16 protein-coding genes and 1 tRNA gene are annotated in these 17,385 nt (G+C 58.1%); 14 read left to right on the top strand and 3 right to left on the bottom strand.

Annotated elements, in window-relative coordinates; translation table 11 throughout:
- The first annotated feature begins 633 nt into the window (after nt 1-633).
- The 9 genes from thrS (at nt 634) to AC1D1J_RS04480 (ending at nt 8,878) form a co-directional block, all read left to right on the top strand.
- Entirely contained in the window at nt 634-2,541 is a 1,908-nt protein-coding gene (gene thrS / locus AC1D1J_RS04520) for a threonine--tRNA ligase (RefSeq protein ID WP_477693985.1), read from the top strand.
- 95 nt (nt 2,542-2,636) lie between these two features.
- Nucleotides 2,637-3,236 (top strand): translation initiation factor IF-3, encoded by a 600-nt coding sequence (gene infC, locus AC1D1J_RS04515; protein ID WP_457280968.1) that lies wholly within the window; start codon nt 2,637-2,639, stop codon nt 3,234-3,236.
- A gap of 207 nt (nt 3,237-3,443) precedes the next feature.
- Nucleotides 3,444-3,647 carry a 50S ribosomal protein L35 gene (rpmI, locus tag AC1D1J_RS04510; RefSeq protein ID WP_007870723.1) on the top strand — a complete coding sequence of 68 codons (204 nt, stop codon included), beginning with the start codon at nt 3,444-3,446 and terminating at the stop codon, nt 3,645-3,647.
- A gap of 25 nt (nt 3,648-3,672) precedes the next feature.
- Nucleotides 3,673-4,032 carry a 50S ribosomal protein L20 gene (gene rplT, locus AC1D1J_RS04505; protein WP_348046678.1) on the top strand — a complete coding sequence of 120 codons (360 nt, stop codon included), beginning with the start codon at nt 3,673-3,675 and terminating at the stop codon, nt 4,030-4,032.
- 175 nt (nt 4,033-4,207) lie between these two features.
- Complete coding sequence (pheS, locus tag AC1D1J_RS04500; RefSeq protein ID WP_477685417.1) at nt 4,208-5,272, top strand: phenylalanine--tRNA ligase subunit alpha; 1,065 nt, start codon at nt 4,208-4,210, stop codon at nt 5,270-5,272.
- 32 nt (nt 5,273-5,304) lie between these two features.
- Complete coding sequence (pheT, locus tag AC1D1J_RS04495; RefSeq protein WP_477693984.1) at nt 5,305-7,731, top strand: phenylalanine--tRNA ligase subunit beta; 2,427 nt, start codon at nt 5,305-5,307, stop codon at nt 7,729-7,731.
- Between the two features lie 48 nt (nt 7,732-7,779).
- Nucleotides 7,780-8,106, top strand: coding sequence for an integration host factor subunit alpha (locus AC1D1J_RS04490; RefSeq protein ID WP_457280348.1), 327 nt, complete (start codon nt 7,780-7,782; stop codon nt 8,104-8,106).
- Between the two features lie 171 nt (nt 8,107-8,277).
- Nucleotides 8,278-8,766 carry a MerR family transcriptional regulator gene (locus AC1D1J_RS04485; protein WP_477685419.1) on the top strand — a complete coding sequence of 163 codons (489 nt, stop codon included), beginning with the start codon at nt 8,278-8,280 and terminating at the stop codon, nt 8,764-8,766.
- A gap of 35 nt (nt 8,767-8,801) precedes the next feature.
- Nucleotides 8,802-8,878: transfer RNA gene (locus AC1D1J_RS04480), tRNA-Pro, on the top strand.
- 177 nt (nt 8,879-9,055) lie between these two features.
- Here AC1D1J_RS04480 and AC1D1J_RS04475 read toward each other — a convergent pair.
- From AC1D1J_RS04475 to AC1D1J_RS04465, 3 genes are all read right to left on the bottom strand, one after another.
- Nucleotides 9,056-10,249, bottom strand: coding sequence for an amidohydrolase family protein (locus tag AC1D1J_RS04475; RefSeq protein ID WP_477693983.1), 1,194 nt, complete (start codon nt 10,247-10,249; stop codon nt 9,056-9,058).
- Between the two features lie 30 nt (nt 10,250-10,279).
- Entirely contained in the window at nt 10,280-10,978 is a 699-nt protein-coding gene (locus tag AC1D1J_RS04470) for a TetR family transcriptional regulator (RefSeq protein ID WP_477685421.1), read from the bottom strand.
- Nucleotides 10,979-11,080: 102 nt separating this feature from the next.
- Entirely contained in the window at nt 11,081-11,854 is a 774-nt protein-coding gene (locus AC1D1J_RS04465; protein ID WP_477685422.1) for a ferredoxin--NADP reductase, read from the bottom strand.
- A 362-nt stretch (nt 11,855-12,216) separates the two neighbouring features.
- Here AC1D1J_RS04465 and AC1D1J_RS04460 point away from each other — a divergent pair, with 362 nt between their 5' ends.
- From AC1D1J_RS04460 to AC1D1J_RS04440, 5 genes are all read left to right on the top strand, one after another.
- Complete coding sequence (locus tag AC1D1J_RS04460; protein WP_477694468.1) at nt 12,217-13,854, top strand: 6-hydroxynicotinate reductase; 1,638 nt, start codon at nt 12,217-12,219, stop codon at nt 13,852-13,854.
- A gap of 11 nt (nt 13,855-13,865) precedes the next feature.
- The gene (locus tag AC1D1J_RS04455) at nt 13,866-14,774 is read left to right on the top strand and encodes a UPF0280 family protein (RefSeq protein ID WP_477685423.1); all 909 of its coding nucleotides are present in this window, start codon (nt 13,866-13,868) and stop codon (nt 14,772-14,774) included.
- Nucleotides 14,775-14,796: 22 nt separating this feature from the next.
- Nucleotides 14,797-15,438: an amino acid synthesis family protein gene (locus AC1D1J_RS04450; protein ID WP_477685424.1), complete on the top strand. Its 642-nt coding sequence runs from the start codon at nt 14,797-14,799 to the stop codon at nt 15,436-15,438.
- Between the two features lie 46 nt (nt 15,439-15,484).
- Nucleotides 15,485-16,069: an amino acid synthesis family protein gene (locus AC1D1J_RS04445; RefSeq protein WP_477685425.1), complete on the top strand. Its 585-nt coding sequence runs from the start codon at nt 15,485-15,487 to the stop codon at nt 16,067-16,069.
- Between the two features lie 82 nt (nt 16,070-16,151).
- Nucleotides 16,152-17,357: an ABC transporter substrate-binding protein gene (locus AC1D1J_RS04440; RefSeq protein WP_477685426.1), complete on the top strand. Its 1,206-nt coding sequence runs from the start codon at nt 16,152-16,154 to the stop codon at nt 17,355-17,357.
- Nucleotides 17,358-17,385: the final 28 nt, after the last annotated feature.

The raw sequence follows: 17,385 nt of genomic DNA, 5'->3' as shown, positions 1-17,385 counted from the left end.
CCACCCATTTGGCGATTACCCAGACGCTCGCCTCTTTTTGAGGCGCAGCTTTTAGCCTGGACAGGACTTAGGGCCTGACCGGGCTTTTTTATGGACGTTTTTAGCGTAGAGTGCAGTTTGTTACACAGAACACACTAAGTGCATCATTAACTGGAGGAGGTTGCCGTGTCGGAATTAACCGTGGGTTTCAAACGTGTCCCCTGTCCCGATTGCAATGGCACTGGCGAACTGCGCATTGAAAGCGAAAACATCAATGAGCATTTTGAAGTCGAAAAACAAACGGTGATCACCGAATGTCCGCGTTGCCTTGGCCTGGGATTTTTGCCGCCGGCCTCACCGCAATAGGGCTTTGTGGCGTGCGGCAAACAGGCCGCCGGCGAGCTGTCTGCAAGCTGCCGTAAAATAGCCGCATGCAATCAATCAAGCTGGAAACAGGAAGGATCGTTCGGGTTATGACACCGCGAACTACGCCCTCGTCCGTTTTCTGGAGTCATCCAGGGCGCTAGTCCGCACCCCTTGGTGATTGTTAGCTACTGATTTCATAGCTTAAATCCATATCCCCCCATCAAAGCGCGGCAGGTTCCGCGCTTTTTTGTTTTTCCTGATTCCAGCCTGCTTATAAAAGTTATTCCCATGATTCAAATCACGCTCCCCGATGCTTCCAAGCGCGAATACCCCCAGGCCGTCACGGTGGCCGAAGTCGCTGCATCAATCGGCACCGGCCTGGCCAAAGCGGCCCTGGGCGGCAAAGTTGACGGCAAGGTGGTCGACACCAGCTACCTCATCGACAAGGACAGCTCGGTTTCCATCATCACAGCCAAGGATGCCGATGGGCTGGACATGATCCGCCATTCCACGGCCCACTTGCTGGCCTACGCCGTCAAGGAGCTGTTCCCGGATGCGCAGGTCACCATAGGTCCGGTGATTGAAAACGGGTTTTTCTATGATTTCTCCTACAAGCGTCCGTTCACGCCGGAAGACCTGGTGGCGATCGAAAAGCGCATGACCGAACTCGCTGCCAAAGACGAACCGGTAACCCGCCGCGTGCTGCCGCGCGATGAAGCCGTGGCGCATTTCAAGAGCATAGGCGAGCATTACAAGGCTGAAATCATTGCGAGCATTCCCGCCAATGAGGATGTGTCTCTCTACCGTGAAGGCGCTTTTGAAGACCTGTGCCGCGGCCCCCACGTGCCCAGCACGGGCAAGCTGAAGTTCTTCAAGCTCATGAAAGTGGCCGGTGCCTACTGGCGCGGCGATCACCGCAATGAAATGCTGCAGCGGGTTTACGGCACGGCCTGGGCCACGAAGGATGAACTCCAGCAGTATCTGACGATGCTCGAGGAGGCTGAAAAGCGCGACCACCGCAAGCTCGGCAAGGAACTGGACCTGTTTCACATCGACGACCACGCGCCCGGCCTGGTGTTCTGGCACCCCAAAGGCTGGACGGTCTGGCAGGGCGTCGAGCAGTACATGCGCAAGGTCTACCAGGACAACGGCTACCAGGAGGTCAAAGGCCCGCAGATCATCGACAAGACGCTGTGGGAAAAAACCGGCCATTGGGACAAGTACCGTGACAACATGTTCACGACCGAGAGTGAAAAGCGCGAATATGCGCTCAAGCCCATGAACTGCCCCGGCCATATCCTGATCTTCAAGCAGGGCATCAAAAGCTACCGCGACCTGCCGCTGCGCTACGGCGAGTTCGGCCAGTGCCACCGCAACGAGCCTTCGGGCGGGTTGCACGGCATCATGCGCGTGCGCGGCTTCACGCAGGACGACGGCCATATCTTCTGCACCGAAGATCAGATCCTGAAGGAATGCGTGGACTACACGACCTTGCTGCAGAAGGTGTACACAGATTTCGGCTTCAAGAACATCATCTACAAGGTCGCCACCCGTCCCGAGGCCCGCATCGGGTCGGATGAAAGCTGGGACAAAGCCGAGCACGCCTTGATGGAAAGCCTGCGCGCGTCCGGTTGCGAGTTTGAGATTGCCCCCGGCGACGGCGCTTTTTACGGCCCGAAGATCGAATACACACTGAAAGACGCCATTGGCCGCCAGTGGCAGTGCGGCACCATGCAGGTCGATTTTTCGATGCCGGAGCGTCTTGACGCCGAATATGTGGGTGAAGACGGCGCCCGTCACCGCCCTGTGATGCTGCATCGTGCGATTGTGGGCAGCCTGGAGCGTTTTATCGGGATTTTGATCGAAGAGCATGCCGGCGCACTGCCGACCTGGCTGGCTCCCGAGCAGGTCTCGGTGCTCAATATCACCGATTCCCAGGCTGAATATGCCCGGGAAGTTGCCAAAACACTGCAAAATCAAGGGCTTAGGGTCAATCTGGACCTGCGCAACGAGAAAATTACGTATAAAATACGGGAGCACTCGATGAAAAAGCTGCCGTATATCCTTGTCGTAGGCGATAAGGAGAAAGCGGCAGGTGCCGTTGCAGTGCGCGCCCGGGGTAACAAAGACCTTGGAGTGATGCCTCTCGAAGCCTTCGCTGAAACGATCGCTTCCGACATCGCGAAAAAAGCCTGATTTTTAACAAAATTGTTGATGAATTTGGCCTGTCGTCCTTACGGGACGGGCGCAAGCAGCTATAGCTTTTATAGCAAGAGTTAAAGGATAGAACCATCGCTACTGAATTTCGTGACCGCCGTCACCGTGAAGAACGCAAGCATCGCTTGAACCGTGAAATCATGGCCCCTGAAGTACGTCTGAGCGGGCCAGACAATGAGCCGCTGGGCATTGTCAGCATCACCGAGGCACTGCGCCTTGCGGGTGAGGCCGATGTGGACCTCGTCGAAATCTCCCCCACAGCGGTTCCACCCGTGTGCCGGTTGATGGATTACGGCAAGTTCAAGTACGCCGAGCAGAAGAAGGCGGCGGAAGCGAAGTCCAAGCAAAAAGTGATCGAGATCAAGGAAATCAAATTCCGGCCCGGCACGGACGATGGGGACTACAACATCAAGTTGCGCAACATCAAGCGCTTCTTGGAAGAAGGCGACAAATGCAAGATTACCTTGCGTTTTCGCGGTCGCGAAATCACGCACCAGGAACTGGGCTTGGCCCTGCTGGCGCGTATTCGTGATGAGTTGGCCGATTTGATTGTGGTGGAGCAGTTCCCCAAGCTTGAAGGCAGGCAGATGGTCATGATGATCGCGCCGGGCCGTAAAAAACCGGGTGCTGCCAAGCCGGCGGCCGAGACGGCTCCGGCACCGTCCGCAGCCTGAGGCTGGCGGGCAGAGGGTAAAGATAAGGGGCGCTTTGCGGCGTTCCGGTGAAAGCAGGTGCAAGCCGGCTTTCCAAAAGCAGAAGGGTCAAACCTTTTGCGAGCAGTGAGAAGTCGCAAGATTTCTCGCTTAACAAGTGTCTCGGGGCCATCAAGTCTGCGGAAGGTTCGCAGCGCCTCACGAGCACAAATGAAAAGGAGCATTTACATGCCCAAAATGAAGACCAAGAGCGGCGCTAAAAAGCGTTTCCGCGTTCGTCCGGGTGGTACCGTCAAGCGCGGCCAAGCCTTCAAACGTCACATCCTGACCAAGAAGACCACCAAAAACAAACGCCATCTGCGTGGTGCGGTGACTGTTCATGAGACCAATATGGGTCACATGGCACAGATGCTCCCAGGCCAGGGCATTTAATTAACGACGAACAAGGAGTACACACATGCCTCGCGTCAAACGTGGTGTAACGGCTCGCGCCCGCCACAAAAAAGTTTTAGCCCTTGCAAAAGGTTTCCGCGGCCGCCGCGGCAATGTCTTCCGTATCGCCAAAGAAGCGGTAATGAAGGCTGGGCAATATGCCTACCGTGACCGCCGTACCAAGAAACGCGTGTTCCGCCAGCTGTGGATCGCCCGTATCAACGCTGCAAGCCGTTCATTCGGCTTGACGTACAGCCAGTTTGCCAATGGCCTGAAGAAAGCCGGCATCGAGATCGACCGCAAGGTTCTGTCCGATATGGCCATTCATGACAGCGCTGCTTTCGGCGCCATCGTTGAACAGGTGAAAGCCAAGCTGGCTGCCTGATTTTCAAGCCGGGCAGTGTTGGTGCTATTAAATCAATAGCTGCTTGCGCAAGAAAATAAAGGGCTGGAGCTTGAAAAGGCTCTGGCCCTTTTTCATGGCCCTTCCTGCAGTATTCCCGGAACAAGAGTGCTGCTGAAAGCGCCTTCGCTATTTTGTATTTCGAACAAGAGAACACATGACTCAACCCGATGCCCTCCAGGAACTGGTCAGCAGCGCCCAGGCCAGTTTTGCGCAGGCCAACACACCCGCCGATCTGGAAAACGCCAAGGCGCAGTTCCTGGGAAAAACCGGCCGCGTCACGGAATTGATGAAAGGCATGGCCGCGCTCAGCGTCGAAGAGAAGAAGTCCCGTGGCGCCGCCGTCAACCTGGCCAAGCAGGCCATCGAAGCCGCGTTGACCGAGCGCCGTCAGGCTCTGGCGGACGCCGAATTGCAAAAGCAGCTCAAGGCCGAGGCGCTCGACGTGAGCCTGCCCGGCCGTCAGCGCACGCAGGGCGGCTTGCATCCCGTGTCACTGACGCTGGAACGCATCGAAGGCATTTTCAGCTCCATGGGTTTCGACGTGGCCCAAGGTCCCGAGATCGAGACCGACTGGTTCAATTTCACTGCGCTCAATACACCTGAAGACCATCCTGCACGTTCGATGCACGACACCTTCTATGTGGAGGGCGGCACCGAGACAGCGCCCAACCTGCTACGCACCCACACCAGCCCCATGCAGATCCGCTATGCCGTCCAGCATGTCAAAAAGCACCGCGCGCTGATCGATGCCGGCGGCCGCATGCCGGAGATACGTGTCATCGCGCCGGGCCGCACTTATCGCGTCGACAGTGACGCCACCCACTCCCCCATGTTCCACCAGTGCGAAGGCCTGTGGATTGGCGAGAACGTCAGCTTCAAGGATCTCAAGTTCGTCTTTACCGATTTCTGCCGCACCTTCTTTGAAAGCGACGACCTGGTGCTGCGTTTCAGGCCCAGCTTCTTCCCCTTCACCGAGCCCAGCGCCGAGATCGATATTCAGTTTCAGACTGGCCCACTCGCAGGCCGTTGGTTGGAAGTAGCCGGCTCTGGCCAGGTGCACCCGAACGTGGTGCGCAACATGGGGCTGGACCCCGAGAAATACATCGGCTTTGCCTTCGGCATGGGCCCTGACCGCCTGACCATGCTGCGCTACGGCGTGAACGACCTGCGTCTTTTCTTCGACGGCGACATCCGCTTCCTCTCCCAGTTTCAGTCCTGAAATAACAAGAACAAGAAAAACAAGGTTAGACCATGCAATTCCCAGAATCCTGGTTGCGCGAATTCTGCAACCCGCCTTTGATGACCCAGCAGCTCGCCGACACACTCACCATGGCCGGCCTGGAGGTCGAAGAACTCAAGCCGGTGGCGCCTCCGTTCACCAGGATTGTTGTTGGCGAAATCAAGGAAGCCGTCCAGCATCCGGATGCCGATCGCCTGCGCGTCTGCCAGGTCGACGTGGGGCAGGGCAGCCTGCTCAACATCGTTTGCGGTGCACCCAACGCCCGCGTCGGCATCAAGGTGCCATGTGCCCTGGTCGGCGCCGAGTTGCCTCCCGGTGAAGACGGCAAGCCCTTCCTGATCAAGGTCGGCAAACTGCGCGGCGTGGAAAGCCAGGGCATGCTGTGCTCCGCGCGCGAACTCAAACTCTCCGAAGACCACGGTGGCCTGCTCGAACTGGCGGCCGATGCGCTGCTGGGCCAGGACATCCGTGAATACCTAAAGCTCGACGACACCCTGTTCACCCTCAAGCTCACGCCCAACCTGGCGCATTGCCTGAGCGTGTATGGCGTCGCGCGCGAAGTCGCGGCGCTCACGGGTGCCCCGCTGAAGACGCCGGCCATTCACGCCGTGACGGCCGCTGACACCACGAAGTTGCCGGTCAAGATCAGCGCGCCCGACTTGTGCGGCCGCTTTTCCGGCCGCGTGGTGCGCAACGTCAATACGAAAGCCACCACACCACAATGGATGGTCGATCGCCTGGCCCGCTGCGGCCAGCGCAGCGTGACGGCGTTGGTCGACATCTCCAACTACGTGATGTTCGAGCTGGGCCGTCCCTCGCACATCTTTGACCTCGAAAAAATCCATGGCGGGCTCGATGTCCGCTGGGGCAAGCCCGGCGAGACGCTCAAGCTGCTTAACGGCAATACCGTGACGGTTGACGAAAAGGTCGGCGTGATTGCCGACAACGCGCAGGTGGAGTCGCTGGCCGGCATCATGGGCGGCGATGCGACCGCCGTCTCGGACGACACGAAACATGTCTACGTCGAAGCCGCCTTCTGGTGGCCCAAGGCCATCGCTGGTCGCTCGCGCCGTTATAACTTCTCGACCGACGCAGGCCACCGTTTTGAGCGAGGCGTTGATCCCGGGCAGACCGTCGAGCACATCGAGCGCATCACCCAGCTGATCATCGACATCTGCGGCACACCGGAAACGGTGTGCGGCCCCATGGATGACCAGCAGATTAACGTTCCCAAAGCGGTGCCAGTCACTTTGCGGGTGGCGCGTGCAGCCAAGGTGATCGGCATGCCGCTCACACAGGCTCAATGCCTCGATGCGCTCCAGCGCCTCGGCCTGCCGGTGACGCAGGGCGAGGGCACGTTGACCGTGACACCGCCCAGCTACCGCTTTGATCTGCAGATTGAAGAAGATCTCATTGAAGAAGTGGTGCGCATGGTGGGCTACAACCAGCTTCCCGAGACGCCGCCGCTGGCCCCCATCACCGCCAGGTTGCGCGCTGAAGCCGAACGCAGCCCCTTTGGCGTGCGTCGCGCCCTGGCGTCACTGGGTTACCAGGAAACCATTAACTTCAGCTTCGTGGAAGAGCGCTGGGAGCATGAGCTTGCCGGTAATCCCAACCCCATCAAGCTGCTCAATCCCATCGCCAGCCAGATGAGCGTGATGCGCTCCTCGTTGCTGGGCTCGCTCCTGCAGGTGCTCAAGTTCAACCTGGACCGCAAGGCGCCCCGCGTGAACGTGTTTGAACTGGGCCGCGTTTTCCTGCGTGACGCAGATGCCCAGAACACCGATACCACCGTGGCCGGCTTCAACCAGCCCATGCGTGTGGCTGGCTTGGCCTATGGCCCTCGGGCGGCACTGAACTGGAGCCAGCCTGACAAGGGCGTGGATTTTTTCGACATCAAGGGCGACGTGGAGGCTTTGCTCGCGCCGCTTCAGGCTGTCTTTTCGCCTGCGGCGCACCCCGCCATGCACCCCGGCCGCTGCGCGAGCGTGTCTGTAGGCGGCAAGTCGATCGGCTTTGTGGGCGAGCTGCACCCGCAGTGGCGCCAGGGCTACGACCTGGCCCAGGCGCCGCTCCTGTTTGAGCTGGAATTGGATGCCGTGCTGCAACGGCCGGTGCCCGAGTTCAAGCCGGTCAGCAAGCTACAGCCGGTAGAGCGTGATATCGCCGTCATCGTGGCGGAGGGTGTCAGCCATGCCGCGCTGATGTCGGCCATCCATGGCGCCAATACGAAAGGACTGCTCAAGGGAGCGACGTTGTTTGACGTCTATCGGCCGCAGCAGGCAAGCGCGAACATGCAGCTCGGCGAAAAAAGCCTGGCGGTGCGCTTGGTGCTTTCGAGCGGCGCCGCTACACTGACAGACGAGGAGATTGAGGCGGCCGTTCAGTCGGTGCTCGACAATCTGCAAGGTCAGTTGGGTGCCCGCTTGCGGGCCTGACCTTTCACGAATACCGCTCACAATAAAAGTCGCCAGGAGTACCGTTGCATGGATTTTTCTGTAGAAAGCCTGGAAACCCCGGCGCTGACAAAGGCGCATCTGGCCGAACTTCTGTTTGAACAAATAGGGCTCAATAAACGCGAATCAAAAGACATGATCGACGCGTTTTTTGACTTGATCTCGGACAGCCTGGTGGACGGAAATGACGTGAAAATTTCCGGATTTGGTAATTTCCAGATTCGCACCAAAGCTCCTCGCCCCGGTCGCAACCCGCGAACCGGGGAAGCCATCCCCATTGAGGCCCGCAGGGTGGTGACATTTCACGCCAGCCATAAGCTCAAAGACCAGATCCAGGGCGAAACTGTTGCCGAATAAGTACTAAACCCGGTGGCTTCGTCCGCCGGATTTACGTATACGAGTAGGTGTTTGTAATTAAATGTCACCTGTGTGACGGAACAACACATACCAAAAAACCAGCGCAACTCTTTGCGCTAAGTTTCGACTTAGAGTAGATTTGGAGGTTTCCTCCTTAGCGCATTGATTTAATTGGAGAAAACGCTCCCACCCATTCCCGCGAAACGCTATTTCACCATCGGTGAAGTCAGTGATTTGTGCGGTGTCAAACCTCACGTGCTCCGTTATTGGGAGCAAGAGTTCACGCAACTACGCCCGATGAAAAGGCGTGGCAACCGCCGCTACTACCAGCACCATGAGGTGCTGATGATCCGCCGGATCCGTGATTTGCTCTATGACCAGGGCTTCACCATCAGCGGCGCACGCAACAAGCTTCAGGAAATCGTTCAGACCGAACGCGACAAGCGCCGTAATGGCGAAGTCATGCTTGATGGCGTGGAGGTGCTGGAAGGCGGCGAATCCCTGCTGGAGGATTTTGAGGATTCCAGTGACCACTCGGACTTCGAAGACAGCGAGCCGGATGGCGCGGATTTGCCCAGTGGCAGCGCGGCTCAGCAACGACTGCAATTGGTACGGCGCGAGTTGTTTGAAATTCGTGATCTCCTCAGCGCCGGGCACTGAGAAGCATTTTCGGCACGCTATAATAAAAGGCTTGTCGGTGTGTGGCGCAGCCTGGTAGCGCACTTGCATGGGGTGCAAGGGGTCGAAGGTTCGAATCCTTTCACACCGACCAATAAAACCAACAGATAGCCGGTTAGCTAACGCTAACCGGCTTTTTTGTTTGGATCGAATATTTGTTGAAGTATCCGGTCGGCGGTCTTTGAGATCGACGTCAGAGGATTGCCCGAAGATTAGCTCGACGCAATCGTGTCTGGGGAAAACGCGATGGCAAGTCGCAAGCGCCTGCGTATCAGGCCGGAACAATGCTGGGGATCTGCGTGGCCGGCGGGGTGTTGCGGCTGCGGCCGCAGCGAACCAGGCCGTCAATCATCACCATCCCAACGCCGGGAATATCCCCGCGTTGCACGCTGTCCAGCAGGTTGAGTCCCGCTGAGTGCTGGGCTTTGTCCATGAAGACCAGATCAGCATCACGGCCTGTTTCTATCAAGCCGCAATTGAGTTTGCGAATGCGCGCGGTGTTGCCCGTGGCAAAGCAAAAAACCAGCTCCGCCGGGATATTGCCCAGGCTGGAAAGGAGAGCGATAAGGCGCAGCATGCCCAGCGGCTGGACACCGGACCCCGCGGGCCCGTCCGTGCCGAGGATGACGCGGTGGGGGCACTTGAGTTGCAGTGCCGCCTGAGCGGCAGCAATCGCGACCTTCTCATTGCCGTTGTGGACAATCTCAATGGCGCGTGACGATTTCTCGCAGAGTTCGCAAACATGTGCTTCCGATAGCGCCGTGTGACCGCCATTGATATGGCCGATGACATCGGCGTCCGCTTCCAGCACCACGTCCTTGTCAATCAGGCCTGAGCCGGGAATGGAAGGGCCACCGGTGTGAATGGTGCTCTGGATGCCGTATTTCCGCGCCCAACCCACCATCTCCTTGGCTTCGTAGCCCGCCTTGACTGAACCCAGGCCCACCTCGCCTAGTAAGGTTACGCCGGCGTCGGCAAGGTCCTTGAAATCCTGTTCGGTCATGCCTTTTTCGATGATGGGTGCACCGGCAAGTACCTTGACGCCGCCTGGGCGGAAGTTGTCGAATGCCCGTTGTGCGGTTATGGCCAGCGCCTTGAGGCCGACAATGTCCTTGGGACGCCCCGGCAAGTGAACCTCGCCAGCGGAAATCATGGTGGTGACGCCGCCGTGCATGGTGGAGTCAATCCAGCCGATCTGGTTCTGGCGCGGCGTCCAGTCGCCAAAAACCGGATGCACATGGCTGTCGATCAAGCCAGGTGCCACGCAAGTCTGGTGCGCGTCAATCACGGTCTGCGCATGCACCGTATCGCAGTCCTTGGCCTTTCCGATAGCCACGATGAGGCCGTCATTCACGACAATGGTGTCCGCGTCCAGGACAGGTTGGTCGATGTCTCCGGAGAGCAGCAGGCCAATGTTCCTGATGACGACCTTTCCTGATTTTCCGCTTGATGCCGCTTCTGCCATGGGTGGCCTTTCAAATGCGTGGGGTTGAGCTCAAGGATTCAGCATGACGGTGCGCAGCACGGTGCTGATGATGAAGGCCTGCCATTGCGCCAGTGCCTCAGGCGTCTGCAGGTCTTCGCCGAGGAAGGCTGACAGCGTGTGGCGGTTCGAGATGTAGAAGTAGCCGGTGGCGGCGATCAGCAGATAGACATTGCGGGCGGAGATATCTGCCCGGAAAATTTTCTTGCGCACACCGCTTTCCAGCAGTTGCCGGATGATGGCGATGGCGGGAGACGAGTAATCCCGGGCGCGCTGGGATTTGGCAATGTGCTTGCCGCGGTGCAGGTTCTCGGTGTTGAGCAGCGTGATGAACTCCGGATTTTTGCTGTAGTAGGACACCACGAAGCAAATCACGTCTGTCAGTGATTCCACGGGGTGCTCGATGTCCAGCGACAACTCGAGCTCGGCATCATTCATGCGGCGGTACATGTCTTCCAGCACTTCGATGAACAAGCCTTCCTTGCTGCCGAAGTAGTAATAAATCATGCGGTCAAATGACTTGGCCGACCTGGATATTTTCTCTACGCTGCCGCCGTCATACCCGTAGCGCGCGAAGACGCGGGTGGCTGCGCGCAAAATGTTGTCGCGCGTGGTCTGGGCGGCTTGCTCCCGTACTCCGGGCCGCTTGGCTACCGTGCGTTTGTTTGTGGCAGTGCGCGGCTTGATGGTTTTGGCCGTCTTCGCTGTCATCTAGAGGTGTCCAGTCGCGGTTTATGCGTGATCAAGCGAGAAGGTGTGAGGAGCAATTTCCCACGGTAATGCAATGAGTTGAAAGCAAACGCTGGGCCATTTTTACTGTTCGGCAAAGGCGCGTTCGATCACAAAATCTCCCGGCTTGGATGTATTGCCTTCGATGAAGCCCTTGCCTTCGAGCATGTGCTTGAGGTCCTTAAGCATCGCGGGGCTGCCGCAGATCATCACCCGGTCATGCGCCGGATCCAGTGCCGGCAACTGCAGGTCGGTCAACATCTTCCCGCTTTCGATCAGGTCGGTGACCCGGCCCATGTTGCGGTAAGTCTCTCGCGTAACGGTAGGGTAGTACAGCAACTGCCTGGAGATCAGCTCACCGAGAAACTCATGTTGGGGCAAGTGGTCCACAACCAGGTCGTGATAGGCCAGCTCGTCTGCCTGCCGCACGCCATGGACCAGCACGATCTGTTCAAACCGTTCGTAAGTCTCCGGGTCCCGGATGATGCTCATGAACGGCGCCAGGCCCGTGCCGGTCGAGAGCAGGTAAAGCCGTTTTCCCGGCAGCAGGTAATCAATCACCAGTGTGCCGGTTGGCTTGCGCCCAACGATGATTTTGTCGCCGACCTTGATGTGTTGCAGCCGCGACGTCAGGGGGCCTTCCGCGACCTTGATGCTGAGGAACTCGAGATGCTCTTCATGATTGGGGCTCACGATGCTGTAGGCACGCAGCAAAGGCTTGTCGTTGACCCTTAACCCGATCATGGTGAAGTGGCCGTTGCTAAAGCGCAGTGAGGCGTCGCGTGTGGTGGTAAAGGTAAACAGGCGATCAGTCCAGTGATGGACGGACAACACGGTTTCTTCATTGAAAGCGCTCATGGTGTTATCAAGGAGTGACGGTGAATTAGAGCGGTTGCGTTAGTGTCTCGTAGCTTCTCGACCAGGATCTGCCAGTTTACGAGTCGATTTTTCCATTGCGCGGCCGATGGGAATGCATGTGACGGCCAAACGGCGTCGCTACAGGGGGAATGTGCCACACTAATGTAGTGAACGCAACATTTAAATTCAGTGTGCACAACATTTTTAGATAAGTTTACGAAGGCCATGTAAATACTATTGCATGAGAAATCCGTATGCGCTACATTGAATCTTACATGTAGTGAATGCAACATGTAAATTAAGTGAGCACTACATTGGTGAATTCGCCCCGGAATGGTGAAGGCGGCAGAAAGACGAGCACGATGACTGAACATACAAAGACGGACGGCTTGCCAGGCATGGATGCCTTGACGTTTCCGCAGGTTTTGGAAAAGGCCCGGCCGCGAAACGAGCGAATGAACAGCGAGAAAATCGAGTGCAATGCCTGCCCGGTTCTATGCCAGATTTCCGAGGGCCGCAGCGGAGCCTGCGATCGCTATGCCAACCATTGCGGAACGCTTGTCCGGGTCGACCCGGTGTTGCTGTTGCGCCGTACGCTGTCCGGCGAGGGGGCGCATATTGTGCCGTTTGCGGGGCGCACTGATGCCGGACTTTCCGCGCCGGAGAATCTGTCCGGTGACGTGGATGGTGCGTCAGTGGTTTCGTGGGATGGCGATCTTCTGCTGGCTGACGAAGTCTTTGTCACGGGTGTGGGTTCGTCCACAACCTATCCCGACTACAAGCCAGCGCCATTTATCGTTTCATCGAAAGCGGCCGGTGTTGATCTGGTCACTGTGGTCACCGAAGGAATTTTCAGCTACTGCAGCTTCAAGGTGAAAATTGACACTGACCGCTTCCTGGGTTCCGAGCAGGCCAATGTACGCTGCAAGGGGGAGGTAATCGGGCATGTGACGACGGCCGAGTATGGCTCGCAGATGTTGTCCCTGGGGGGGGTGCACCACCTGACGGGAGGCAGCAAGAAAGAGGGCCGTGTCACGGTCGAAATGATGAAGGCGCTCGGTAACAAGCAGGCCGTGGAGTTCACGATTGACGGTGGTTCCCAGATACTGATTCAGGCTGGCCGTGCGCCTGTCGTGAATGGCGTTGAGGAAGAACGCATGCGCGTGGGTTGCGGGTCGGCTACGGTCGGAATTTTTGCGAAGCAGTTATTCGGCAAGCTTGACGAGGTGGTGGTGGTCGACGACCACATTACCGGTGTGCTGACCGAGCATCAGGCGGGGCGTTGTCTCGATATGCGTGCGTCAGGTATCCGGATGCGCGGACGAAAGTCCACGCCGGGGCGATATTTTCAGGTGGCCAATCCCGGAACGGGCTGGGGTGGGACAGATATCGCCGATCCCCTGTCCATCATTGAGGCATGGGACGGGAACGTCGCCTGGCCAGGCCTGCGCCTGTTGATGACATCCACTACCGGTGAGCATGCAAGCTGGTATGTGCTCAATGAGGAGCTCGTTCCCGTTGAGCAAGAGATGCCGACGGAAGTACGCCATGTCGTTGAGCGTATCGGTGAAAACTGCGAGCCCTCGCTGGCGACGGTGCTCTTTCTTGCCGGAGCCGGCGGCAGCCTGCGGGCGGGCGTTACTGAAAATCCGGTTTTGCTGACCCGCGCCATCAAGAATTCCCTGGTGAATGTGACCTGTGGTGGGGCTCCTGCCTACGTCTGGCCCGGTGGAGGGATCACCCTGATGGCTGATGTCATGCGCATGCCGGACAACAGCTTCGGAACCGTTCCCACGCCGGCCATCGTGGCTCCCATTGAATTCAGCATGAAGCTTGACGACTATCGCGCGCTGGGCGGGCACATGGACTATGTGCGCACGCTGGAGGATGTGTTGCGTCGCGGTGCCTGGCACAACGAGGGTGCACCTGTAGCCCTGGAATGGGCCAAACTGCCTTCCGCCAACCCTTGGCCTCTGGCGCGTCCTCCCTTATTGGGCTGAGGCGCTTGCACATGAACCCTCAACGCATGCAACTTCCCGATGGGCGCTGGCATTTCCAGCACGGGCCGATGGATATCGTTATTGGCGCCCACGGAAGGCCGGCTGCGGTCGAGGCCGCACATGCCAAAGCGTGGGAGCGTTTCCGCAGTATCCTCGGCGAGCTGGTCGGGGAACTTCATCTTCTGCGGCAGCCGGTACTGGATGAATGCCATCTGGAAGGAGGCATTGCCCGGCGCATGTGGAATGCATGCCACCCTTACCGGCGTGATTTCATCACCCCGATGGCGGCCGTTGCAGGTGCGGTCGCGCAGGAGCTGGTCGCCTGTTATGCCAATAGCGGAATAGACCGCGCCTGGATCAACAACGGCGGCGATATTGCCCTGCATTTGGCGCCGGCGCAATCGGTGCGAATCGGGCTGTATGCGGATCTGGCACGCCTTGATGTAAACGAGGTATTGGCCGGTGTTCATACGGACGGGCAATTCGAGGTTTCCAGTGCAATTCCAGTTCGCGGCGTCGCTACCAGCGGTTGGCGAGGGCGAAGCTTTTCGCTGGGTATTGCCGACAGCGTCACAGTCCTCGCGCGTACCTCCGCGCAAGCGGATGCCGCAGCCACCATGATTGCGAATGCGGTCGATGTTGCCGATGTGCGGATCAAACGCAGCAGAGCTTGTGACCTGAAGGACGACACCGACCTTGGCGAAATGCTGGTGACAGTTGAGGTCCCGTTGCTGGAGGCGGAGACGGTTCGGCGTGCACTGCGCGCCGGGCTTGAACGCGCCCAGGCTCTGCAGGCGGCGGGACTGATTTGGTCGGCCGCGCTGGTTTGTCAAAACCAGCTGATAACCACCTCTGATAAAACATCGCAGCGATTGCAAAAACACAGGGCTGCAGTGCCGGCTGGTTCGGTATTTGCTTAATGAAATGAATGGACCCTACACCATGATTGAAATCCGGCGTATTTTTACGCACGTGGAGCAGATACGGCATGAATTCGGTCCGGTAGCGCCGGTGCCTCTGCTTCGCGGCGCAATTGGCGCGGTGCTAACCAACCCGTTTGCGGGGCGGTATGAGCCCAACATCCTGCCAATGATGGATCAGCTTCAGCCCGTGGGTATCCAGATGGCTGAGCGTTTGCGCGCCGCGATGGATGTGCCAGCCGAACATATTGAGGGTTACGGAAAAGGAGCGATTGTGGGCGCGGCCGGGGAACTGGAGCATGGTGCGCTCTGGCATGTGCCTGGCGGGTACGCGATGCGTGAACTGCTGGGCTGGAAAGGCGATCGCAACGCTTATGCCCGTGGACAGGCCGAGGAAAAAACCGGCCAGCCCGGTAACGCCTTGTCCATTGTTCCTTCCACAAAAAAGGTGGGTGCGCCGGGTACGGCGCTTGATGTTCCCTTGACGCACATCAATGCCAGCTATGTCCGTAGTCATTTTGATGCGATGGAGGTGCGCGTGCCGGGCGCCCCCTTGCCGGACGAAATTGTTTTTATTCTGGCCATGAGCACGGGGCCGCGCATTCATGCCCGGGTAGGCGGCCTGGCCGCCAGCGCCATTGCCAAATGGGATGGTTTGCGTTAAAGCCAATGCACCAGATACCTAGCACGCACTGAGACAAGGAAACACTATGGCAGCCATGATTCGAAAAATTGTTGTGCAGATCGACGAAACGCATATCGAAAATGGGAAAACCGTCACTCCGCCGACACGAAGGGCGTTGGCGATGGCAGTGATCGAAAATCCTTTTTCCGGGGTGTACGCGGAAAAACTCGATGCGCTGATGGACATTGGTGAGGAGCTTGGTGGGTTGCTGGGGCAAAAATGTGTGCAGGCCCTCGGGATTTCGCCGGGTCAGGCCCATAGCTACGGCAAGGCTGCCATCGTGGGCGAGGCGGGCGAGCTCGAGCATGCGGCCGCGATCCTGCATCCCAAACTGGGCGCACCGCTGCGCCTGGCGGTGGAAAAAGGCGCGGCACTGGTGCCCTCAAGCAAAAAACGAGGTGGCCTTGGTACCGCTATTGACGTGCCGCTGGGACACAAGGATGCCGCGTTTGTGCGCAGCCATTTCGATGCCATGGAAGCCCGCATCGCCGACGCTCCCCGCGCCAACGAAATTGTGGTGGCGGTCGTCGTTACGGACAGCGGCCGGCCCCTGCCGCGTGTGGGGGGGCTTCAAACCAGTGAAATCAAGGGGGAGGATGGGTTAAGGTAGCCCCGGGCTGCCAATCCATCGCTCACCGTCATGACCCATCGCCTTTCGCCTTCCATCTGACCCAAGACAACCAGGAGTACTTATGAAGCTGCACCACAAAATGCTGAGCACCGTCGCTTTCCTCGGGCTGATCACCTCATTCGTGAACGCGCATGCCCAAGGCGTCATCAAGATAGGGGAAATAAACAGCTACAAGGCCCAGCCTGCTTTCCTGGAACCGTACAAGAAAGGCATGGAACTGGCCGTTGAGGAAATCAATGCCGGTGGTGGCATCAACGGCAAGAAGGTCCAGCTGATTATTCGCGACGACAACGCAAACCCAGGCGATGCGGTTCGTGCGGCCGAAGAGCTTGTTTCGCGCGAAAAAGTCGACGTGCTGACGGGTTCCTTCCTTTCCAATATCGGTCTGGCGCTGACCGATTTTGCCAAGCAGAAGAAGTTCTTCTTTCTGGCGGCTGAGCCTCTGACAGACAAAATCGTCTGGCAAAACGGCAATCGCTACACATTCCGCTTGCGGACCTCCACCTACATGCAGGTTGCCATGCTGGTCCCGGAAGCCGCCGCGATGAAGAAAAAACGCTGGGCGGTGGTGTATCCCAACTACGAGTATGGGCAGTCCGCAGCAGCAACGTTCAAGACCTTGCTGAAAGCCGCGCAGCCCGATGTGGAGTTCGTGGCCGAGCAGGCGCCTCCATTGGGCAAGGTCGACTCGGGCAGTGTGGTGCAGGCCATGGCGGACGCCAAGCCGGATGCCATCTTCAACGTTCTTTTTGGTGCCGACCTCTCGAAGTTTGTTCGTGAAGGCAATACCCGCGGCCTGTTTCAGGGGCGTGAAGTCGTCAGCCTGTTGACGGGTGAGCCCGAATATCTCGATCCGCTCAAGGAAGAAACGCCCAACGGCTGGGTGGTTACCGGCTATCCGTGGTACGGCATCCAGACACCCGAACACAAGGCTTTCTTTCTTGCTTATCACGGCAAGTACAAAGACTATCCGCGCCTGGGTTCCGTAGTCGGCTATAGCGCCATCAAGTCCCTGGCCGAAGGCATGAAAAAAGCCAAATCAACCGATACGGAAAAGCTGATTACCGCTTTCCGCGGCCTGAACGTGACAACACCCTTTGGTCCCGTGGTTTTTCGCCCGGAAGACCACCAGTCCACCATGGGTGCCTATGTGGGACGCACAAAAAATGAAGGCGGCAAGGGCGTGATGGTCGACTATCGATATATCGATGGTTCAAAAGTTCAGCCCAGCAACGTCGAAGTGAAAAAAATGCGCGCTGCCGACTAGACCGAGGCAAGTGTTGACGGCGGCAGGT

This window comes from Polaromonas sp. P1_F8 (assembly GCF_056405635.1).
Note: the sequence above shows the minus strand (reverse complement) of the source record. Positions and strands in the feature narration are given on the sequence as shown.